This window comes from Paenibacillus sp. FSL K6-2441 (genome assembly GCF_037964765.1).
GTDB classification, from domain to species: domain Bacteria; phylum Bacillota; class Bacilli; order Paenibacillales; family Paenibacillaceae; genus Fontibacillus; species Fontibacillus phoenicis.
In genome coordinates this window covers 321,587-344,414 of the sequence record NZ_CP150174.1, presented here as the reverse complement: position 1 = coordinate 344,414, position 22,828 = coordinate 321,587, and the positions used below count along the sequence as shown (strand labels likewise).

The window sequence follows — 22,828 nt, the reverse complement described above, 5'->3', positions numbered from 1 at the left end:
TAAATGCTTTTAATAAAAGTATATTGATAATCTATTGGTTGTCAATACATCAAAATGGTGTTTTAAGAAAAAAACCATCAGAGAGATTACCCTGATGGTTAATTTTAGGGGGATATTTCATCTTCTACAAATTTCTAACTATGGTTACCTCACTTCGATATATCCAAAAATCCCTCCCCAAACACATCCCGCACGTCGTGGATTGTCAGGAATGCGGAGGGGTCGATGGAGCGGACGATTTTTTTCAAGGTGGATACCTCTTGCTTGCTGATAACAATATAAAGGACCTCCTTCGGGTTCTTCGTATAGTAGCCATGACCCGACAGGACGGTTACGCCGCGGTCCATTTCGGTGATGACCATTTCGGCGATGTCATTCTGCTTCTCGGAAATGATGGTGACGGCTTTCTTGGGATTGAGACCTTCGATCATGAAGTCCATCACCTTCGTGCCTACATATAAGATCACGATCGTCAGCATCAGCTTTTCCGCGCCAATGATGAAATAAGAAGAGAACGCCACGATCAGGTCAAAAAACAACAGCGCGTAACTGATATTCCAATCCAGATATTTATTGGCGATCCGAGCCAGAATGACGGTTCCCGCCGTTGTCCCGCCGACCCGTACGATCAGACCGATGCCAACTCCCACGATCACGCCGGCGAACACTGCATTGATGGTTGGCTCGTGCGAATCGATGCGCCAGTTCTCCGTCAAATGCAGGAACAACGAGTTAAACGCAACCGCAATGATCGTATAGATCGTCGTCCGCCGATCCAGAAATTTGTACCCGACAATCAGCAGCACCCCGTTGATCACGATATTCACCAGCGACGGCGACCACTGGAACAGGTAGTACAAAATGATCGTGACCCCCGTGACGCCTCCCTCACCGAAGTCGTTCGGAATAATAAACAAATTGACGGCCAACGCAAATAAAAAAGCCCCAACAATTAAAACCGCGATATCCGCGATATACTTCTTCATCTTCATCCTAACTTTAAACCTCTCTCCACCATGTTTCTGCCATAACAACCAGAACATCGTAGCGATTCGGATTTCGAAAGTCAAGATGACTTTAACACTTTATTTCTCTAGTCCGCTCGCGTGAATGCCTCCTGTGCGGCCGCTTGGAAGTTCCCCCTCTGCTACACCCACAAGCCATAAACGTCAGGGGAAAATAGGCCAGCACTGAAATGAAAAAGACACCCATCCTAGAGCTCGCTCGGCTTATTGCGGCCATGTCAATCCAATTTATATAAAAAAAGTACGATATCCCCTTTAATTTCGAGAAAGCCGAGGCTGCCGGCGGGATGGTATGATTTGTGGCAGGAAAGGAGGAGCCTTCCAATAAAAAATGAAAGCGCTTAACAAAACTATTCCAAGACAAAGGGGAGTGAGTCAATGAATCAAACGATGAAACGTATCTTCATGCTGCTGATCGCCGCTGTTTTACTGCTGCCTGCAGGATGGCCGGCCAAGGTCACGAAGGCCGAAACCTCGGCTTCGGACGGCACGGTGACGGTGTATCATGAGGACTTCGCGAGTGGAATTGGCAAAGCGGTTCAATCGGGGGGCGCGACCCTGACAAAGGTATCCGGCAAGGTGTTTAACGGCAACGAGGACGGAGGTGCCCTTTATGTTAGCAACCGGGTCAACAACTGGGACGCCGCCGATTTCCGGTTTAGCGACATTGGCCTCACGAACGGCAAGACCTATACGGCGCACGTTACGATTTTTGTAGACGCTAACGTTAGTTTGCCAGCCGGCGCGAAAGCCGCGCTTCAAACCGTGGACAGCTATGGCAATTATGCCGAGACCGACTATGTCGCGGGGCAAGCGGTGACGCTGACGAAGGAATTCACCGTGGATACGAGCGTGGACAAGGCGTTGCGCATTAACTCCAACGAAGCTGGCGCTGCGGTTCCTTATTACATCGGAGATATTCGCATCACGGAAAAAGACGGCTCCGGCGGCGGCGAACAACCGCCAAGAGATCCGGCCTTGCCTTTCTCCACGATCACCTTTGAAGATCGAACCACCGGCGGCTTCACGGGCCGGGCGGGTACCGAAACGCTGACCGTGACGAACGAAGGTAATCATACGCCGGGCGGCGCCTATGCGCTGAAGGTAGAGGGCCGTACCAACACCTGGCACGGGCCAACGCTGCGCGTCGAGAAATACGTGGACCAAGGCGCCGAATACAAAATCTCGGCATGGGTGAAGCTGATCGATCCCGCCAGCTCGCAAATCCAGCTGTCCACGCAAATCGGTGATGGCAGCAGTGCGAATTACGTGGTTCTTTCCCCCAAGACCCTCAGCACCGGGGACGATTGGGTTCTGTTTGAAGGAACCTACCGTTATAACAGCGTGGGCGGCGAATATTTAACGATCTATGTCGAGAGTTCAAATAATGCGACCGCTTCTTTTTACATTGACGACGTCACCTTCGAACGCACCGGATCCGGTCCGATTGCGATCCAGAAGGATCTAGTCCCGATCAAAACGGCTTACCAAGACGACTTCTTGATCGGCAGCGCCATCTCGGCGGAGGATTTGGAAGGCGTGCGGCTGGAGCTGCTTAACATGCACCACAACGTCGCCACGGCCGGCAATGCGATGAAACCCGATAGCTTGCAGCCGACGAAAGGCAATTTCACCTTTACCGCGGCCGATGCCATGGTGGATCAAGTTCTTGCCGAAGGCATGCAAATGCATGGCCATGTATTAGTATGGCATCAGCAGTCGCCCGCCTGGATGAACACCACGACGGATGCGCAAGGCAACACGGTGCCCTTAAGCCGGGAAGAAGCCTTGGCCAACCTGCGCACCCATATTCAAACCGTCATGGAGCATTTCGGCGACCGGGTCATCTCCTGGGACGTCGTGAATGAAGCAATGAACGATAACCCGGGGAACCCGACGAATTGGCAAGCCTCCTTGCGGGAAACCCCATGGAAAACCGCGATCGGCGCCGATTATGTTGAGCAGGCGTTCCTCGCGGCTAGAGAAGTGCTCGACCGCCATCCGGAATGGGATATCAAGCTGTATTACAATGATTACAACGAGGACAACCAAAACAAAGCCCAGGCCATCTATCACATGGTCAAAGCACTAAACGACAAATATGCGCTGACGCATCCCGGTAAACTCCTCATCGATGGCATCGGCATGCAGGGTCACTATAACGTTAACACGAATCCGGAGAATGTGCGGCTCTCCCTGGAACGCTTTATCTCCTTGGGTGTGGAAATCAGCATCACCGAGCTGGACATCCAAGCCGGCAGCAACTACGAGCTGTCCGAGAAGCTGGCTAATGCACAGGGGTATTTGTACGCGCAGTTGATGCAGATTTTCAAGGCCCATACGGATCACATTGCGCGCGTGACCTTCTGGGGTCTGGATGACGGCACAAGCTGGCGCTCCTCGACCAACCCGTTGCTGTTCGACAAGAATCTGCAAGCCAAACCGGCTTATTACGGCGTGATTGATCCCGCCAAATTCATCGAAGAGCACCAGCCGGATGTGTCGGAGGCAAACCAGTCTACCGCCCTCTATGGTACGCCTGCCGTAGACGGAGCCGTGGACGCGGTTTGGAACCAAGCGCCGGCGATGCCGATCGAGCGATACCAAACGGCTTGGCAAGGGGCGACTGGCACGGCCAAAGCGCTTTGGGACGACCACAACCTGTATGTCCTGATCCAAGTCAGCGATGCGCAGCTGGATAAGAACAGTCCCAACCCATGGGAGCAGGATTCCGTCGAGGTGTTCCTGGACGAAAATAACGCCAAAACCTCGTTCTACCAATCCGATGATGGACAATACCGCGTGAACTACGCGAATGAGACCAGCTTTAATCCGGCGTCCATCGCTGAAGGCTTCGTATCGGCGGTCCGGGTCAACGGAACGAACTATACGGTGGAAATGAAGATCCCGTTGAAAACCATCACCCCGGCGAACGATGTAAAAATCGGCTTCGACGCGCAGATCAACGATGCCAAAGACGGCGCGCGCCAAAGTGTAGCCGCCTGGAACGACACCACCGGCAACGGGTATCAGGACCCCTCCGTCTTCGGCGTGCTGACGCTGACGGGCAAAGGCCCTGTCGATACGACGCCGCCGGTCTTGAAGTTGACCGTTAGCCCGTCCGTCCTTTCCACGCCAAATCACAAGCTAGTTCCGATCAAGGTCACCTGGAAAGCCACCGACAAGGGATCCGGCATCAATACGATCAAGCTGGTCTCCATCACCAGCAACGAGAGCGATAACGGGCTGGGCGACGGCGATACAGCAAACGACATCCAAGGCGCTGACTACGGGACAGCGGATCAAGAGTTCCTGCTTCGAGCCGAGCGTTCGGGCAAAGGGAACGGAAGAATCTACACCATCACCTACGAAGCAACCGACAAGGCTGGCAACAAGACGACGGCCCAAACCACAGTCAAAGTCCCGAAGGGGAAAAAATAACACCAAAAACGGCGGTGCAGGATTCCAACTCCTTGCACCGCCGTTTTTCAGACTCACCGCTGATTCGAAGCCCGCCAGGCGTCCAGCTGCTTCTGCACCTCGGCCCGGACCTCGTCCAGCCCCGCCTGCTTCAGCTCCTCGTTAAACTTCGGCAGCTCGGTGTCCACGTCCACGCTGCCGGTCATGAGGCTCGGATAGTATTTTTGCCACACCATCTTGATGTTCTGGATCTGGATCGGCATCATCGATAAATCCGGCGTAAACCCCAACGTGCTTGATTTCATGGCCCGGGCGTTCGAAGCGCGGAACTCCTCCCATTTGTTTAACGGCTCCGGATCTTCTCCGCCTCGCGTCTTAAGAATGAACCAGTTGCCTTGCGTATATGTCACGCCCGTATACCCCGGCAAAGCGCCCGGGATCGGGTTGCCGTCGGCATCCTTCCGGGGAATCAGCACGATTTGACCGTTCTTGTCTAGGGTGTAATGCACGCCTTCGATCCCATAGTTAAACAGGTTCCGCACCTCAGAATCGGTGTTCAGCAAATTCAGGAACTTAATACATTCAACCGGGTATTTCGTATCCGCGCTCACCGCCATAACGCCTCCCCGCACGTCTTCGGTCGTCACGACCTCCGTCGTTACGGGATGCGCCACCACTTTGTACCCGCGATCCTTGCTCCAGCTATGCTCGGACAAGGGGCCGCCGCTCGACGCTTTCCAGAACACCTTCTTCCCGCGCTCCAGCTCCTGGCTCTCCCGCAAGGCCGCATCCTCGTTGATGTAGCCAGCCTGATAATAACGTCGCAGCGTATCCATCACCTGACGGGCTTCCGCCGTTTCAAAGATGTTCACGACTTGAGGGTTTGGGTCTAAGGACCGCACCATCAACGGGAGCTCCTTGTCAATGACGTACTCATACCCATATAAAGCGAAGAAGTTATGGGAGTCCTTATCCAGCTCCATCGGCAAATACTCGGGTTCCTTCTGCTGAATCATCTGCAGCAACGGCTCCAGAGATTCCAACGTGTTGTACTTCGTAATATCGATGTTATACTTGCGGACCAGCTCTTCCGGATACATCCACTGTTGGCGCACCGCGAGTTCCTTGTTGGTCGGCACCCCGTAAATCCCCCCGTCGTCCATGCGCACCCCTTCCCAAAAGATCGGGTCGATCACATCATACATATCCTTGCCCGTACTGGACAGATAGTCATCCAGCCGCAGCCAGGCCCCGCGTTTGACATAAGTCGTGAATTCAGGGGCATAGGCGATGTCAAAGGGAGTCCCTGCCGATACCATCGTGTTCAGGCGGTTTTCGTATTCCTGCCATCCGACCTTGATATAGGTGATCGTGATGCCGATTTTCTTCGCCAACACTTCATTGATTTTGTCATTCACCTTCTCCAGATCCGGATCCGGCTCTCCAATCGTATAGTAAACCAGATTGACCATGTCCTTATGGGGCGCCGTATCCCCTTTATCCGAGAAAAGGGAACAGCCGACGGCAAACAAGGCCAACAAGCCGGCGACCACCGCGCATAGGGTCAGGCGACTGAACCAAGAGGGCTGCTGCATAACATCCTCCTTTCCGCTACGAGGAGCCTAGCTTTTTTTCCGCAGATCTGAAGGGGACATGCCAAAATATCCTTGAAACTGGGTATAAAAATAATTCAAATTCGGATACCCAACACGATGCGCAATGCTGGAGATTTTCTCGTTGGTGGTCAGGATCCGTTCCTTCGCTTGCAGCATCCGGTAAGCCATCAAATACTCTGAAAATTTCATGTGCGTTTCCTTTAGAAACAGCTGTCTCAGGTACGTGCTGTTCATGCGAAAACGCTCGGCCACCGACTTCAGTGTAATGTTCTGGGCGTATTCCGCCTTCACCATCAACAAAATGCGGTTGGTCAGCTTGGACAGCTCCTCGTAAGGAATCCCCAGGATCGGATCCGTGTTCAGGTCTTTCTTGTGGACCCCGTCCAATGCCCCGTTCAGGTCCTCCACAATGATCTTCTCAATCACCTTCTGCAGCTTGGAACGATCAACGGGTTTCAGCAGATAGTCCTTCACGCCGCAACGGATCGCCGCTTGAGCATATTCGAACTCGCTGTACCCGCTCATAATGATATATTTGGTTGGAAGACGCAGCTCATTGAGCTTTTGGATAATCTCATAACCGAGATCCGGGCCGATGCGTACATCGAAGATCGCGATATCCGGCATGATCTCTACGGATTTGGCGATCGCTTCTGCTCCCGTTTCGCACGTCTCGATCAGGTGGAAGCCGTACTCTTCCCAATTCAGGGTTCGCTTCATCCCCTCCAGAATCTGCGGTTCATCATCAACGATCAGAAGTTTGTACATCCTGCAGTCACCCCTTTGAGATGATCACGGTAATCTTGACTCCTGCTTCCTCGTTATTCTCGATTTCCATCCGAAAAGCGTCCCCATAGAAAAAGCTCAGCCGAGTATACACATTCCGCAGCCCAATGCTCCGAACAGGCGCATCATCTCTGCTGTAAAGACTGCCTCTTATTTCCTCCAAGCGCGCTTCAGGTATTCTTTTGCCATTATCCACAAACTCCAGAACGAAGCGACCGTCCTCCTCCCAGCCATTCACGACGAGCAAATTAAACTCACTGCTCGGATTAAAGCCATGAACGAAGAAGTTCTCCGCCAGCGGCTGCATCCAAAATTTCACCGTGGATATGGCCAACAGCGGCTCCTCCACATCAATTTGGTAATAGAACCTTCCCGGATACTTGAGCTCCATGATGCTCAGAAATTTCTGCAGTAACTCCAGCTCTTCGCCGATGGTAATAATATTATCTTTATGGACGATATCGCGGTACAAGGAGCCTAAGGTCGCGATAGCATCCGCGGTGTCCACGTCCCGGTGCAGCAAAGCAGTAGAGCGAATCGACTCCAGCGTATTATAGAGAAAATGCGGGTTGATCTGATGCTGAAGCGCTTTCATCTCGGTTTCCTGCTGCTTTAGCTTCAGCAAATATTCGGTGCGGATATGTTTGTCCAGCTCATGAACCATATCGTCCAATTCCCGGGCAATCATCCCGTACTCGTTGCGGCGATACCGGGCGGGGGAATTCGGTGTGAAATCCGCCGTTTTCACCCGTTTGATCGAATTTATAATGTGCCTCAAAAATCTGGCGTCATCCCGCATGTTGTAGCCGATGAGCAGCAGAACACTAATCATGGCCAGCAAGACACTGCCTACGATGGTGATCAGAATGCCCGCTTTCTGACGCATCAGGTGGGACAAATCTACAAGCATCACCAAACGGTAATCGAACTTCGTGGATTGGAAGTTCATGAAGAAGACATTTTTTAATCCGCCCAGGGAGGAAAATCCGCTGCTGCGTGTCTCTTCAGCGGCGCGCAGAACCATCTCCTTCGTTCCGTGATCCATCCCGGAGATCATGTACACTTCGCCCGAACTACTTACGGCGGCAGCGATGTCCAATTTATAACCAAGAATCTTCCGGAATAAGGGTTCACTGCCGATCAAGAAGCGAAATTCCCCAATCTGGCGAGAGATCTGGTTCGGATCAGACAGCTTCTTCCGGTACACAAAGCCCTTCTCTATCTTTTCACGAAAAATCTCATCCGTATTGGGAACGCCAAACCGGAAGCTAACATTGCCGCTGTCGCTAAACCGCACGATATTGGCACCGTTCTCGGTATGCAAGCTGACTTGCGTCAGATCCCCCTTCATCGAGCTGTATAAGAAGGCCCTCATATCTTCAGGGAAGGAGACCAGCGGCTCGTTATACAAGCTATATTCCAGCCTGCTCGTCAGGTACCCTTCCGCCGTGTTCCCCAGGAAATAACGGACATCCGTCATCAAGCGGTCATTGGAATAGATGCGCTGCATATACGCCTCAATGCGATCCGTATCATACTGCAGCTCACTCTCAACCCGACCAAAGGCGCTGACCGCCTCGTTTCGGGCACTCTCAATCCACTGATAGATGAGAACCGCGCAGGTCATGAGACCAAGCACCAGACCGATCGTTACGACAAACACCGTATAGGCAATGAATTTGCTGCGATAGATTTTAATCTGCCAAAAGGAACCCATTCTCGCGCCTCCTTCACCGTTAATGTTGCGGCGCTGATTCCATTGCCCTCATCTATCCCCATTATATCATCATATGGGAAAGCCCGAACGGAGAATACCTCCTCCGTCCGGGCTAACTCAATCGGGCTTTATTTCTTATTGAAAGAAGGCATCGATTTGCTCTTGTGCAGCCTTCATGATGGTATCCATCCCGGCTTTCTTGAGTTCGTCAACAATCTTCGGTACCATCTTCTCCGGATCGGATGCACCAGTCAGCAACTCATAACGGTATTTATCCCACGTTGCTTTCACGTTCGCAACTTCCGTTTGCAGGTTGGTCGTGTCGAGCGAGAAGCCCAGCAAGGTCGAAGCCGTTGCTTGTTCGTTCAGCTTTTGAACTTGTTGCCATTGATCTTCTGGGGCCCCTTTGGTTGTCGCCATGTTGAAGAAGGTGCCTTGCGTATAGGCTGCCAGCGGCCAAGTATCCGAGATCCGTTCAACCACTTTCTCTCCGTCTACTTTCACGTAGTCTACGCCTTCTTCACCAAAGGCCAGCATGTTACGCAGCTTCGGATCGGTATTAACGAGCTCCAAGTATTTCAGAGCTTCCTTCTTATACTTCGAATTCGCCGAGATTCCGTTGAGGGAACCTTGAATCGTAGCCGTCGTGTAGAGCGGACCGTAAACCTGCGTCATATCGTACTTCTCAACGCCTTCATTAATTTGCCAAGTGATATCCGCCCCTGGGAAGCCTTGAGCACTAAAGAATGGACGGCCTTTGTCGGCTTCAGGCTTGGTCGGAGCATCCGGATTGATAATGCCGTCTTTGTACCATTGGTGCAAAATCTTCAATTCATCCATGATATCCTGCTGTTCCAGCACGGAAACTACCTTGCGGGAAGCGTCATCCACCTTCACGCCAATCGGAGGGAAGCCCAGCGCAAGATCGTCATACCGGTTGAAGAATCCGTTAAACCCATCGCCTTGCGTCAACGGCAATGGATAGAAGCTCTTGCCTTCTCCCGCCTTCATATCGTGGAACGGTTTATCCAGATCCTTCAGCGTCTTGATGTTGTTTAAGTCGATGCCGTATTTCTCAACATATTTGTGGTCGAACACCCAGTATTGGGTCATCGAGGAGTCCTTATAGGTTGGCACGGCGTAGATCTTGCCGTCGACCTTCGTCCCATCCCATACCTTCTCCGGAATGAACTTGTACAACTCCGGCGTCTCGCTTTGCACCAGCTCAGTGATATCCGCCAGCGCTCCCATCGTCACTTGCTGATTGTATTTGGAGACGTTGGTAAACAGAATGTCGAAAGGTTCACCCGTATTTACAATCGTATTGATTTTGGTGTCCCATTCACCCCAGCTAGCTACCTTGATATCCACCTTCACGCCAATTTTCTCTGCGGTGTACTCATTCATCGCTTCGATGGCTTTCTCAAAGTTATCCGGAATTTGTCCGCCAATCGTCCACCACACCAAAGTCGGGATTTCCCCCGAATCTGTTGTCGTAGAGTTATCTGTAGAGGTGCTAGAAGAAGTGTCCGAAGTATTGCTTGCCGACGAAGAATTGGAGTTCGAACCGCCGCCGCAAGCCGCAAGAACGGACAAGAGAAGCATCACAGCACATAGAGTAGAGATGAGCTTCAAAGACCTTTTCATAGATATTTCCTCCCTTTTGAATATGCTATATTCATAAACTGAGACAAGCTCAGCTTATTTCGAATTAGCCTTTGACCGCGCCTACCGTCAAACCGGAAATGAAGTAGCGTTGGAAGAAAGGATACGCAAAGGCCACTGGAAGCACGATGACGATGGCCACCGCCATACGGGCTGACTCTTTAGGCATCGTTGCCACCAGCTCGGCGTAGCTGATCCCCAGACTTGAAGCGTTTCGAGCCAGCGCGTCCACATTGCTCATCAGGTTGTTTAACAGCGCCTGCAAGGAATACAGGTCCTGATTGTTGATGTACAACATCGATTGGAACCAGTCATTCCAGTAACCAAAGCACAGGAATAAACCAATCGTAGCGATCACCGGCAACGAGATCGGCAGGATGATCGAGAAGAAGATCCGGAGCTGACCAGCCCCGTCGATTTCGGCGGATTCGATTAACCCGTCCGGGATCGTGCTTTTGAAGAACGTTTTACAAATGATGACGTTAAAGGAGGAGACCGCCAGGGGCAGGATCAACGCCCATACCGTATCTTTCAGCCCCAGCAGATTCGCATTGATATAGTAGCTGGAAACCAAGCCGCCGTTAAAGACCATCGGAATAAAAACGACCCAAGTCAGGAACCCCTTCAGCTTATAGTTCGGCCGGGAGAGAACGTACCCCATCGAGGTGGTGAGCAGAATTCCCAGCACGGTTCCGACGATCGTAACGAAGACGGAAATCCCTAGCGCCTGCAAAATGACCGTTCCTTGCTTGGCGATATAACCGTAAGCCTCTCCCGAAAACGCCGTTGGGATCAGGTGATAACCGTTCTCCCGGATCGATTGCTCACTGGACAGCGAGATGGACAACACCACCAGCATCGGCACGACGCAAATCAAAGCCAGGAAGAAGAAGAGGAGATGAAGGAGCACGTTCACCACTTTACTTGGACGATTAAATCGGTCCAGGCCGCTTTCATACACCGTTCTTGCTGCCATATCTGCACCTCCTTAAATCATCGCGCTGTCGGGATCGATTTTGCGAACCGTCCAGTTCGCGGCCAGAATCATCAGACAGCCCAGAACCGACTGCACGAAGGCTGCTGCCGAGGCCATGCCAACGGTTGCGGTTTTCAGCTGCTTGTAAACCATTACATCAATGGTCGTGGTCACATTAAACAGGGAATTGGAATCCCGCGGCACCTGGAAGAACAGCCCGAAATCGGTATAGAAAATACGTCCCACCGCCAGGATGAACATCATCACGATGACCAGCTTCATCAAGGGCAGCGTAATGAACCGAGTCTGTTGCCAAAGGGTGGCGCCGTCGATTACGGCCGCTTCGTAGTAGGTTTTATCGATACCAGCGATGGTCGCTAAATACACAACCATGCCGTACCCGAGTCCCTTCCAAACATTCATAAAGATCAAGAAGTAAGGCCAATATTTCGGTTCCATGTACCAGTTGATCGGCTCTACTCCCCAACCTGCCAGCATTTGATTGAGAATCCCTTTATCGAAGCTCAAGAACGCCCAGCCCACGGCCGAGACCACAACCCAGGAGAGAAAGTAAGGCAGGAACATCATTGTTTGGTAACCCTTGCCTGCTCTGCGGTTATGGAGCATTCCGATCATTAACGCTAAGGCTACGGGGATCACAATCCCAAGAACGATAAAAATAATGTTGTAGCCGATCGTATTTCGGATAATGATCCAGGCATCGTTGGACTTGAATAAGAACTCAAAGTTCTTGAGGCCTGCCCATGGGCTCTTGAACACATTGCTCAGAAAACCGCCGGTGATTTTGAAGTTCTTAAAGGCGATGATGATCCCGAACATCGGCAGGAAGCTGAACAAGATGTACCATATCGTGGTTGGCAAAGCCAACAAAGTCAGCTCCGTGTCTTGCTTGCGCCAACGCGTTCGTAAGCGCTTTCCATTTATTTTCGAGTCCATACGCGGTCACCTCTTTCCACTTCAGCTTGTTTTGTTCTGGATACCCTCATTTTATTGGAAAGATAGCGCTTTCATCTAGACAACAAACTTGAGACTATAGTCAAAAAACGTTAGATTTGCACAGCAAGAAAGCCCGCTCAAAGAGCGGGCCTTATCCATAACGCAATATATTATTGATTGCGAATCAGGTAATCAAAAGCGCCTAAAGCTGCTGTCGCGCCAGATCCCATGGAAATGATGATTTGCTTGTAAGCCGAATTCGTGCAGTCGCCGGCGGCAAATACGCCTGGGACGGTTGTAGCCCCACGGTTGTCCACAATGATCTCGCCCATCCGGGTGCGCTCCAGCGTGCCTTCCAGCCATTCGGTGTTCGGTACGAGACCGATTTGAACGAATACGCCTTCCAGCTCAAGATGCTTCTCTTCGCCGCTTTCCCGGTCGATGTAGGTCAGTCCGTTCACCTTGCTGTCGCCCGTGACTTCTTTCACTTGCGCGTTCTTGATCACAGTCGCATTCGGCAAGCTGTTCAGACGTTCCTGCAGAACCGAGTCCGCTTTCAGCTCAGACATGTATTCAAGCACAGTCACATGCGAGGCGATGCCCGCCAGGTCGATGGCTGCTTCTACGCCGGAGTTTCCTCCGCCTACAACGGCCACACGTTTGCCTGCGAACAGCGGACCGTCACAGTGCGGGCAATAAGCCACGCCCTTGTTCTTGAATTCCGCTTCGCCCGGTACATTCATGTTGCGCCAACGTGCCCCCGTGGATACGATAACGGTCTTGCTCTTCAGCACGGCACCGTTCTCCAATTCCACTTCAATCAAGTCATTCTTGCGAAGACTCTTGGCCCGTTGCGACGTCATGATGTCGATGTTATATTCCTTCGCATGTTCTTCCAAGCTTACTGCCAGCTTCGGCCCTTCGGTATATTTCGTGCCGATCAGGTTCTCAATCCCCAGGGTATCGTTGACTTGGCCGCCGAAGCGTTCTGCCACGATCCCTGTACGGATGCCTTTGCGTGCAGCATAAATCGCTGCGCTGGCACCGGCAGGTCCGCCCCCGATCACAAGCACATCGAATGGTTCTTTGCCTTCAAACGCCGACGTGTCCGAGGCACCCAATTTCGCCAAAATATCCTCGACGGACATCCGGCCATTGCCAAACAACTCGCCGTTCAAGAATACCGTAGGCACTGCCATAATCTCTTTGCTCTCGACTTCATCCTTATAAGCCGCGCCGTCGATCATGGTATGGGAAATGCCAGGATTTAGTACGCTCATCAGGTTCAACGCCTGAACCACGTCCGGGCAGTTGTGGCAAGACAAGCTCACATAGGTTTCAAAGCGGTATTCGCCTTTAATCGCTTTGATTTGATCAATGATATGTTGTTCCACCTTCGGTGGTCTTCCGCTGACTTGCAACAAAGCCAGTACCAGGGAAGTAAACTCATGGCCCAGAGGAACACCGGCAAAGGTGATGCCGGTGTCTTCCCCAACGCGATTTACGCTGAAGCTTGGGGTTCTGGGTAAACTCGTTTGCTCGACGGTAATTTTATCCGACATGCTGGACAACTCGTTGACGAGGTCCATCATCTCGTTCGAAACCGTATCGGTTCCGGCACTGACTTTCAGCAGAACATTCCCTTCCAGAAGCTGAAGATATTGCTCTAATTGTTGTTTAATGTCTGCATCCAGTTTCATAATGGTTCTCCTTAGATTTTGCCAACCAAGTCAAGGCTTGGTTTCAAAGTAGCGGCGCCCTCTTTCCATTTTGCCGGGCACACTTCGCCTGGATGGTTGTGAACGTATTGAGCCGCTTTGATCTTGTCGATCAGCGTGCTTGCGTCACGTCCGATGCCACCAGCTGTAATTTCAATCGCTTGAATCACGCCGTTCGGGTCGATAATAAAGGTAGCGCGGTCAGCTACGCCTTCTTCTTCGATCAATACATCGAAGTTACGGGAAATCGTGTGAGTTGGGTCACCGATCATGATGTAAGTAACCTTGCCGATCGCTTCGGAGCTGTCATGCCATGCTTTGTGCACGAAGTGGGAGTCCGTGGAAACGGAATATACTTCAACGCCAAGCTCCTTCAGAGCAGCGTAGTGATCTTGCAAGTCTTCCAGCTCAGTTGGGCATACGAAAGTGAAGTCCGCTGGATAGAAGCAAACAACGCTCCATTTTCCTTTGAAATCTGCGTCGGAAACCTCGATGAATTTCCCGTTGTGATAGGCTTGAGCTTTAAAAGGCAATACTTCTTTTCCAATCAACGACATGATTTGAACTCTCCTTTTATCTTTTTGTTTTCTACTAGTTATTTATATTAATTATTATATGCTAATGATTCTCACTGTCAATTCAGTTCATCAAGTCTTCATAATTAATATACCCGGAATAGCCGAATATAACCCTTAGGCCGACAGACGTGCATGATCCCCCATCGCCAATCGTTTTGATAACACAATACTGATTTCCACCCAGGGCCGCGAAATCCTTTCTTTCCGACTATAGATTTATTTAATGAGATCTTGGTTTGATCCTGGAACAGCATAAAGCTATCAAAATATGAAAACCAAGCTTGATTGGACGGGGAATGGAACGCAGCTTCTCTTTAAAATAGTCCAGCGCCGGGCGATTACTCCGTCTTGAGTTGCACTCGCCGCAGGAGGCGATGAGGTTCCGCGGCAGATCCGAACCGCCCTTGCTTGAAGGAATCAGATGATCCACCGTTGTTGCAGGCTGCCCGCACCATAGGCAGGTGTAAAGGTCTCTTTTCAGGGCGAGTTTACGATATTTCCGGAACAAAAAAGGGTTGTATAACAACTGAATGGTCTGCTCATCGATCCAGACGGCACGCGACCGATTCACCTCCCGCCAAGCTCGGTCCAGTGTACAAGGGGTTAATTCCTGGCCATCCGTATTTAGTACCGTAATCATCACCAGCTCCTCCTTAACGATAAGGTCTCTCCGACAGAGCCAGGCATTCTCTCATCCCCTTGGAACTTCGTTCCAAAGAAAAAAGCACCCCTGCGGGTGCTATACATCAAGCGATTTCCTTTAATCGTCATCCGGCAAGCTCTCGACTGCCGTAAAGAAAACATCGAGCAGTTCCATACCAAAGTTCGCTTTAACGTATTCAGAGATTCGGTCCAGCTCTTCCCGGCTGTCGTATTCCAGGCAGGGTCGCCCTTCGCTCCACAACACCCGGCATGTAAATAAACTCTGAACCTTTTCAATGACTACGTCTTGATCTACGGGTCCCCGATGAACAGCCATGCTACTTGCCCCTTTTTAACCAATGTGATTCCTTTGGTGTGTGCCACTTCATTATTATCTAAAATTTTAACGACTGTCATCTATGACAATCCTCACATGGTCGAAAGGCGCTTAGGGTGTACCTTGAAGCATCGTCTCCTGCTCAACCGGCTCTACCTGATCTTCTCCCTCGAAATTCTCATCCGGCTGGTAGTATTCCCTGAGCTCATCCTCGGCGGTTCCCTCCGCTAACGGCACGCAATGTCGATAGGCGGCACGGCTGATCACGTGGGCAGACACCGGGGCCGTCAGAAAGACAAAGAAGATCCCCAAGATCAGGCGAATACTGAAGTAGCCATCGGTAATGATGAAATACAACAAAGTGCCAACCATCGCGCACAGCACGCCTAGCGTCGAACTCTTCGAGGCGGCATGAGATCTTGTGTACACATCAGGCAACCGTAAATTGCCAATCGCACTGATCAAGCTAAAGACAGCACCCGCGAGGATCAGAATCGCACCAACAACTTCACCGCTTCCGCTCAATGACAGCACCCCTTTCCATAAACCGGGCAAACGCCACCGTTCCAATGAAGGATAAGATCCCAATCAGCAAAAGAAGATCAAAGAAGGCATGAGTATGCAGCAATACCGAGAACACGGCGATACTCGAAATTAAATTGATGCCGATGGAATCCAGCGCCATGACCCGGTCCGCACTGGACGGACCTTTGACGACACGGTACAAGTTAGCTAAGATCGCCGCCAGCAACAAACATAAAGCGATGATCAAGATCGTATTAAAAATCATTTTCGGGTCACATCCTTTATCGCTTTCTCGAACACGGCTTTTGACTTCAGAACGGAATCCTTCGACTCCGGCATATTCAGTCCATGTATATATAATGTCTTCGCATCCGGGGTAATCTCCATTACGACGGAGCCCGGCGTCAGGCAAATCAGCAAGGACAACAGGGTCACTTCCAGATCCCCTTCCAAATCCGTCTCCACCTTGAAAATCCCGGGCTTCACATCGACTTTGGGACGAAGCACGTGCTTCATGACCGTCATCGACGAGATAATCAACTCATGAATGAAGATAATGAGCAGCTTCCCTACCGCCGCCAACGTAAATAGATAGAACGGCTTATTAAAGAAGCGACGTATGCAAAATAGAATAAACATACCGACGAAATAACCGCCAATAAAGTTGATGATGCTGGTTTCATCCTGTAGAAACATCCACAGGTAAGCTATAAAGATGTTGAGCAGCACCTGAATGGGCATGGCTGTCCCCCCTTTAGTCCATCACAGCATGGATATATCGATTTGGATCAAGCAATTCCTGTGCTGCTTGGGCCACATACCCAGCCGCCCCCTCAGCACCCAGCCCTAAAGCCAGGCTGGCAATGGTCAACAGTGCGATTGGAAGCAGGAGCCCCTGGGTCGTCCCCTTCTCATCATCTACGCTCAGAATGGTCTCGCCCCAAAAGACGCTCATGAACAATTTGATCATGGAATACAAGATAAACAAACTGGCGGCAAGCCCGATTCCCCCAAGCCAATAATCACCGGACTCGAAGGTTCCCTGAATCGTAAATACTTTGCCGAGAAAGCCGCTGAGCGGCGGAATTCCAACCATAGATAACGCGGCGATCAGAAACATCCAACCTAAATGCGGGTGAAGCCGAATCAGACCACTGATGTCTTGTAACCTGCTGGTCCCCGTAAGATAGATCACCGTACCGCCGATGAGAAAGATCAAGGCCTTGATCAGAATATCGTGCAGTAAATAGTAGATGGAGCCCATCATGCCTTCCTGTGTCATCGAGACCAGGCCAAGCAGGATAAACCCAACGCTGATAATCACATTGTAGGTGATGATTTTCTTCAAATCCCCGAAGCCCACAGCTCCAAGTCCTCCAAGAATCATCGTTGCAGCCGCCAATATTCCAATAATTAAATGAGTGATCTGCGGTTCATGATAGAAGATGAGCGTAAACATCCGAAAGATCGCGTAGATCCCCACCTTGGTGAGCAGCGCCGCAAAGATGGCCGCAATGGCAGTAGGTGGAACGCTATACGAGCCTGGCAACCAGAAGAAGAGCAATAATCCGGCCTTTAATGCGAACACGATCAGGAACAGCAAGGCTACCGTGGTGATCAACCCGTCCTGGCCTACCTCTGCGATCCGAATGGATAAGTGAGCGAGGTTCAACGTGCCTGTGATCGAATATAAATAGGCGACCCCCATCAGGAAGAACGCAGAGGCGATAATGTTCGTGAAAATATATTTTAACGCCTCGCGAAACTGCTGCCGTGCCCCGCCCATCGTGATCAACACATACGAAGCGACGAGAAATACTTCGAAGAAGACATATAAGTTAAATAAGTCCCCTGTCAGAAACGAGCCGTTCACCCCTGTAATCAAGAACAAAAACAACGGATAAAAGTAAAGCTTCTCCTGTTTCCGTCCGATCGACGGGAAGGCATACAGCAAACAGCCAATCGAAACCACCGAGGTTGCGAGCAACAGCAACGCGCTGAACATATCACCGACGAAGCTAATGCCGTAAGGGGCTTCCCAGCCGCCTAGCTGCAACGTCTGAATACCACCCGCATTGATCTGGTGAATGAGTAGAATGGAAACCAAGCACGTTGCCAACAGGGCAAGCAAGCTAAGGATCCGCTGAAGCCGGAGGTTTTGCTGAAAAACAATGAGAACCATCCCCATCATCAGGGGAATAATCACCGGACCGATCAACCAATTATTCATGCTCATGTCCCCTTAACTGCTCCATGTCATCCGTCCCAAAATGCTGATAGGCCCGATAACATAAAACTAAAACTAGTGCCGTCACGGCAAAGTTGATTACAATAGCCGTCAGGATCAAAGCCTGAGGCATCGCATCCGTAAAACCGGCTTGCTTCTCGCCCAGCAGGGGGGCGCTCCCCCGCTTCAGCCCGCCGGAGGTGATCAGCAATAAATTCACGGCATGACTCACAATAGATGCTCCCAGCACGATGCGAAGCAATTGCTTGGATAAGATCAAATAGGTGCCGATCGATACGAATATCCCGACGAGTATGACGATGAGTGTCTCCATATTTATCGATCCTCACTTATGCTTAGAATGATATTTACCGCCGTACCTATGACCGCCAGGGCAACCCCCGTATCAAAAATAAGAGCGGAGGCAAGCTCAGTATCCCCGAATACCGGTAACTCGACGTGGCCAAAGGTTTGGGTCAGAAATGGCTCTCCGAACACAACCCCGGCCATTCCGGTGACCACCGCGATCAGCACCCCAATCGCCGCGAGCTTCTTAAAATCCATGCGAATGTTCTCTCTCACCTTCTCGATCCCGTAGGACAGGTACAATAGAACAATTGCGGATGCCGTGCTCAGCCCGCCGATAAATCCGCCCCCCGGATGATGGTGGCCGTTCATGAACAGGTATATCGAAAAGGTCAAAATAATCACGGCGGCCACGCGGGTGACGCTTTTTAAGATCACATCATTCGTTTTCATTTGGTTCCCTCCTTTTGGAACGCTGATGAACCAAGAGATAGACGCCCAGCCCGGCAATCGTCAGCACGGATATTTCCAGCATGGTGTCAAAGCCGCGGAAATCCACAAGGATGGCGTTGACGATGTTTTTTGCCCCGGCCAGTTCATAGGCATTTTCAAAAAAAGAGGTAATTGGCGCGAACAGCTTATGTCCGTTCGCAGCTAAAGCCAGGAGACTTACCGTTAATCCCATCGCGATGGAAATGATGAGATTGGTCAGCTTAAACGATAGGCGTTCGATGCTCTTCTTCAGCTTCGGTAAATGGTAGAAGCACAGCAAGAACAGGACCGTTGTCACCGTCTCCACCACCATTTGCGTTAATGCCAAATCAGGAGCCCTGAAGATGACGAAGAACATCGAAATCATATAACCTATCGCCCCCAAAGCCACAATGGCGACGATACGATTCGGGGCGAACAAGACGACAAAGGCAGCGATGATCATCGCAACCACCAGTCCAGCTTCGAAGATCCCGATAGGAGCGTCCTTCGAGAAATCGAGTTGCAGGCCATGGAACCCTAACAGTGAAGCCATCAGCACAATCACAAAGAATGAAAAAGTGTAGATGAGGTAATGTCTCAGCGAACCTGTCATATATCGATTAGTCAGCGATCGCGAGAGCTTCTCGGTTCCATCCAGCCCTTGATTAAACCAGTGATTTAGCGTCAGCCTCTGCGGAAAGCTCCGAATCGCCGGAACCCATCGCTTCGCTGTCCGAAAGAGCAATAACCCAAAGAGGATGACGCCCACGGTCATCAGCAATTCGAGGTTCGGGCCATGCCACGCGCTGATTTTGAGATCATAGGCAGTCACGGACATCATCGGCAAAACCGCGTTCAAAGCGGGAGTTAGAATATATTTCCCAAGTACATTCGGGAAGAAGAAAATGAGAATCACGAGCACACCCAAAACGATAGGGGAGATCAACATCCCCAGAGGGGCTTCATGCACTTCTTTCATCAATCTTTCCGGGCGGAAGCTGCCTCCGAAGGTTTTGAAGATAAAGAGCATGCAATACACAAAGGTGAATATGCTCGCTACCCAAGCCAGGAGCGGGAAGATGAAGCCGATGTTGCTGAGCCCGAAGATTCCCGCTTGGGTAACTTCATTGACCGCAGCAAAAAACATCTCTTTACTCAAAAAGCCGTTAAACGGCGGCAACCCGGCCATCGATAAACCGCCGACCAAGGCGACCGTAAACGTCACCGGCATCACCTGCAGTAAACCGCCCAAATAGCGAATATCCCGCCGACCTGTCTCATGGTCAATAATTCCCACGACCATAAACAAGCTGCCTTTAAACGTGGAGTGGTTAAATAGATGAAACAGGGCGGCGAAGGTCGCTACCGTAAAGACTGTGCCGCTCTCACCGGGCCCAAAATAAACCGCCAGCGAGCCGATGCCAAGCAAACACATGATCAATCCTAATTGGCTGATCGTAGAATAAGCTAAGAGCGCTTTTAGATCTGTCTGTCTGAGCGCACTCAAGGAACCGTAAAGCAATGTAATCAGCCCCACACCGGCGACCAGCCAGAACCAAACCGAACTGCCGCCAAAGATCGGCGTCATTCGCGCCACCAAGTAAATGCCAGCTTTCACCATCGTTGCGGAATGGAGGTAGCTGCTGACCGGGGTTGGTGCTTCCATCGCATCCGGCAGCCAAATGCTAAAGGGGAACTGTGCCGATTTCGTAAATGCACCCAATAACACGCATAGCATCGCCGGGATAAACAACACGTGATTTTGAATAATGCCCACATTCGTAATCAATTCTCGAATGCTATAGGTATCCGCCATAATGATCAACATAATAAATCCAGCTAACATGGCAAATCCGCCAAACACAGTAATCAGCATTGCCTTTAAGGCGCCTTGCCGGGAGCTTCGCCGCTCAAACCAATAAGAGATCAATAAAAACGAAGACACGCTGGTTAACTCCCAGAAGCCGTAGAAGACCAGGAGATGATCAGAAAATACGACGCCTAGCATCGCACCCATGAACATGAGCAAATAGATATAGAAGTTATGGAGAGCCTCCCGCTCCTTGGACATGTAGAAGACGGAATAAAGGATCACCAGGGACCCCACACCCGAAATCAGAAGCCCGAATAAGAGACCCAGTCCATCCACATAAGAGGTCAACTGGATATCTAGCGTCGGAATCCACGGCAGCGTATAGACATAGGTTTTCCCGCCCGCAACATCGGGTATATATTGTAATAAATAGACGAAGATGGATAGGGGTATAATTAGCACAAACCATCCTGTATGGACTTGACGATTCAAGTACTTATACAGAAATGGTACGAGTATAGCACTTAACAACGGAAGAAAAATGAAGGTATAGAATGTAACCAAGCGCAATCCTCCTTACTTGAGAATCATTCTGTCGATAACACGATTTGACTGGGGATAAAACATCAATTATAGTCTTACGTAGTTTATTTAAGCGATCTATTATTATCCTTTGAGGTGAATAATGTAAAATGGATAATCCATGCAATGAAAGTGTTCTGGTTTGCGTTTATTATGGTCCGAACGGGGAACGACTAATCAAACGCGGTTGCAAAATCGCTAACTTGATGAAGGCCCCGCTGTATATACTGACTGTGGATCCCAAACCTTTCGACGAATTGGATGCAGATAAAGTATTTCATATCGAACAGTGGAAAGAGTATGCCAATTCCCACCCGACAGCACAATTTATTATGAAGGACAATGAAAGCCGCCCTGTTTATAAGGTCATTGCTGAAGTCGCTAGGGAGAAGAACATTACTCAAATCATCCTTGGACAGACGGCCCAGAGCCGTTGGGAGCAAATGACGAAAGGGTCCATTATCAATGCCTTGATCCGGGAGATCCCCTTTGTGGACCTGCATCTTATTTCAGTTGCCCGTTATATTCCTGACGAGGAAGGGATTTACGAAAAGGGAGTTCGTGCTTACTTGATCAAGGACGGTGATCATTATACCTTAAGCTTTAACCACCTCAAGGATGCCGAATATGAAGGGATCTTCTTCAAAGAAGCCAATACGGATTTCGATAATGGCATTTTCCGCTTTATGAAGGACGCTGAAACGCTTCAGGTCCTGGTTAAGGACGGAATCGTCACCGAACTCAGAAATGTGGACATTCAAACCGCGATGAATCGGGTAGCCGCTGAAGAATCATAGGAAATGTGAATATCAACGAATGATGGGATGAACAGACTCTCCGCATGCTTCATGTGGAGAGTTTTTTTGTTTGTCATGTGCTAAATAGGAAATTTACAAATTGACGTCCACCTTGATCGGCAACCTTTCATTTTTATCAATCCCTAAATACTTTAAGGTTTCGGCGGTAGAGTGATGATGCAAGATCGATTTAATGATCGAGATGGCAACCCCTTTATAGTAGGCATGGTAACCGAAGGTCTTGCGCAACGTATGCGTTCCGATCTTCTCCGAAATACCAACCTCTCTGGCCGAACGATTAATAATGCGATAGGCCTGCTGGCGGGTAATCGGCCGGCAATCCTTCTTGGACTTGAACAAGTAGTCCCCTGGTTGCCAATCGATCATGCTCAAATACTCCTTCAAGATTTCCCCGATATTGCAGTTGAGATAATGCGCCTGGTCTTCCCCTGTTCGTTCATTCTTCACGTATAGGAACTGCTTCGGTTTCTCGCCGTCCCACACATCCTCGACAGTAAGACTTAGTAAATCAATTAAACTAATGCCGGTATTAATCCCCAGCACGAAAAGTAATAAGTCTCGAACCGAATGTTTACGCAACTCCTCCTTCATCGCCTGAATGGTTTCAAGGTCTCGAATCGGATTAACAAACTCCACAGAGAATCCC

General features: G+C 50.4%; 21 protein-coding genes. 2 read left to right on the top strand and 19 right to left on the bottom strand.

Annotated features, from left to right (window positions below; translation table 11 throughout):
- Positions 1–149: 149 nt before the first annotated feature.
- Entirely contained in the window at positions 150–986 is an 837-nt protein-coding gene (locus NSQ80_RS01540) for a YitT family protein (RefSeq protein ID WP_323079168.1), read from the bottom strand.
- Positions 987–1,403: 417 nt separating this feature from the next.
- Here NSQ80_RS01540 and NSQ80_RS01535 point away from each other — a divergent pair, with 417 nt between their 5' ends.
- Positions 1,404–4,466: an endo-1,4-beta-xylanase gene (locus tag NSQ80_RS01535; RefSeq protein WP_339301059.1), complete on the top strand. Its 3,063-nt coding sequence runs from the start codon at positions 1,404–1,406 to the stop codon at positions 4,464–4,466.
- A 53-nt stretch (positions 4,467–4,519) separates the two neighbouring features.
- On the opposite strand, the gene NSQ80_RS01530 is transcribed toward NSQ80_RS01535, so the two are convergent.
- From NSQ80_RS01530 to NSQ80_RS01450, 17 genes are all read right to left on the bottom strand, one after another.
- Positions 4,520–6,040 (bottom strand): ABC transporter substrate-binding protein, encoded by a 1,521-nt coding sequence (locus NSQ80_RS01530; protein WP_009224887.1) that lies wholly within the window; start codon positions 6,038–6,040, stop codon positions 4,520–4,522.
- A 27-nt stretch (positions 6,041–6,067) separates the two neighbouring features.
- A complete protein-coding gene (locus NSQ80_RS01525; protein ID WP_339301056.1) occupies positions 6,068–6,829 on the bottom strand; it encodes a response regulator in 762 nt (253 codons plus the stop codon).
- 7 nt (positions 6,830–6,836) lie between these two features.
- On the bottom strand, positions 6,837–8,564 hold the full coding sequence (locus tag NSQ80_RS01520) for a histidine kinase (protein ID WP_009224889.1): 1,728 nt from the start codon (positions 8,562–8,564) through the stop codon (positions 6,837–6,839).
- A 135-nt stretch (positions 8,565–8,699) separates the two neighbouring features.
- The gene (locus NSQ80_RS01515) at positions 8,700–10,211 is read right to left on the bottom strand and encodes an ABC transporter substrate-binding protein (RefSeq protein ID WP_009224890.1); all 1,512 of its coding nucleotides are present in this window, start codon (positions 10,209–10,211) and stop codon (positions 8,700–8,702) included.
- 64 nt (positions 10,212–10,275) lie between these two features.
- Positions 10,276–11,205: a carbohydrate ABC transporter permease gene (locus tag NSQ80_RS01510; RefSeq protein ID WP_009224891.1), complete on the bottom strand. Its 930-nt coding sequence runs from the start codon at positions 11,203–11,205 to the stop codon at positions 10,276–10,278.
- 12 nt (positions 11,206–11,217) lie between these two features.
- Complete coding sequence (locus NSQ80_RS01505; RefSeq protein ID WP_339301053.1) at positions 11,218–12,162, bottom strand: ABC transporter permease subunit; 945 nt, start codon at positions 12,160–12,162, stop codon at positions 11,218–11,220.
- A 170-nt stretch (positions 12,163–12,332) separates the two neighbouring features.
- Positions 12,333–13,862, bottom strand: coding sequence for an alkyl hydroperoxide reductase subunit F (ahpF, locus tag NSQ80_RS01500; protein WP_009224893.1), 1,530 nt, complete (start codon positions 13,860–13,862; stop codon positions 12,333–12,335).
- A gap of 11 nt (positions 13,863–13,873) precedes the next feature.
- The gene (gene ahpC, locus NSQ80_RS01495; RefSeq protein WP_009224894.1) at positions 13,874–14,437 is read right to left on the bottom strand and encodes an alkyl hydroperoxide reductase subunit C; all 564 of its coding nucleotides are present in this window, start codon (positions 14,435–14,437) and stop codon (positions 13,874–13,876) included.
- 241 nt (positions 14,438–14,678) lie between these two features.
- Positions 14,679–15,098, bottom strand: a complete 420-nt coding sequence (locus NSQ80_RS01490; RefSeq protein WP_339301050.1) for an HNH endonuclease — start codon at positions 15,096–15,098, stop codon at positions 14,679–14,681.
- 120 nt (positions 15,099–15,218) lie between these two features.
- Positions 15,219–15,437, bottom strand: a complete 219-nt coding sequence (locus tag NSQ80_RS01485) for a hypothetical protein (RefSeq protein WP_009224896.1) — start codon at positions 15,435–15,437, stop codon at positions 15,219–15,221.
- Positions 15,438–15,548: 111 nt separating this feature from the next.
- Positions 15,549–15,971, bottom strand: a complete 423-nt coding sequence (gene mnhG, locus NSQ80_RS01480; protein ID WP_339302148.1) for a monovalent cation/H(+) antiporter subunit G — start codon at positions 15,969–15,971, stop codon at positions 15,549–15,551.
- On the bottom strand, positions 15,946–16,224 hold the full coding sequence (locus NSQ80_RS01475; protein WP_269724334.1) for a Na(+)/H(+) antiporter subunit F1: 279 nt from the start codon (positions 16,222–16,224) through the stop codon (positions 15,946–15,948). Before NSQ80_RS01475 ends, mnhG begins: the two co-directional genes overlap by 26 nt.
- Positions 16,224–16,703, bottom strand: coding sequence for a Na+/H+ antiporter subunit E (locus NSQ80_RS01470; protein WP_260070132.1), 480 nt, complete (start codon positions 16,701–16,703; stop codon positions 16,224–16,226). Before NSQ80_RS01470 ends, NSQ80_RS01475 begins: the two co-directional genes overlap by 1 nt.
- A gap of 13 nt (positions 16,704–16,716) precedes the next feature.
- Positions 16,717–18,192, bottom strand: a complete 1,476-nt coding sequence (locus tag NSQ80_RS01465; protein WP_339301047.1) for a Na+/H+ antiporter subunit D — start codon at positions 18,190–18,192, stop codon at positions 16,717–16,719.
- Complete coding sequence (locus NSQ80_RS01460; protein ID WP_009224901.1) at positions 18,185–18,523, bottom strand: Na(+)/H(+) antiporter subunit C; 339 nt, start codon at positions 18,521–18,523, stop codon at positions 18,185–18,187. The genes NSQ80_RS01465 and NSQ80_RS01460 overlap by 8 nt, the downstream gene beginning before the upstream one ends.
- A 2-nt stretch (positions 18,524–18,525) precedes the next feature.
- On the bottom strand, positions 18,526–18,948 hold the full coding sequence (locus NSQ80_RS01455) for a Na(+)/H(+) antiporter subunit B (protein WP_036645051.1): 423 nt from the start codon (positions 18,946–18,948) through the stop codon (positions 18,526–18,528).
- The gene (locus tag NSQ80_RS01450; protein ID WP_339301044.1) at positions 18,935–21,352 is read right to left on the bottom strand and encodes a Na+/H+ antiporter subunit A; all 2,418 of its coding nucleotides are present in this window, start codon (positions 21,350–21,352) and stop codon (positions 18,935–18,937) included. Before NSQ80_RS01450 ends, NSQ80_RS01455 begins: the two co-directional genes overlap by 14 nt.
- Before the next feature lie 122 nt (positions 21,353–21,474).
- Between NSQ80_RS01450 and NSQ80_RS01445 the strand changes: the two genes are divergently transcribed.
- Entirely contained in the window at positions 21,475–22,161 is a 687-nt protein-coding gene (locus NSQ80_RS01445; protein ID WP_009224904.1) for a universal stress protein, read from the top strand.
- Positions 22,162–22,254: 93 nt separating this feature from the next.
- Here NSQ80_RS01445 and NSQ80_RS01440 read toward each other — a convergent pair whose 3' ends face one another.
- Positions 22,255–22,818 carry a tyrosine-type recombinase/integrase gene (locus NSQ80_RS01440; protein ID WP_009224905.1) on the bottom strand — a complete coding sequence of 188 codons (564 nt, stop codon included), beginning with the start codon at positions 22,816–22,818 and terminating at the stop codon, positions 22,255–22,257.
- Between the last annotated feature and the right edge of the window lie 10 nt (positions 22,819–22,828).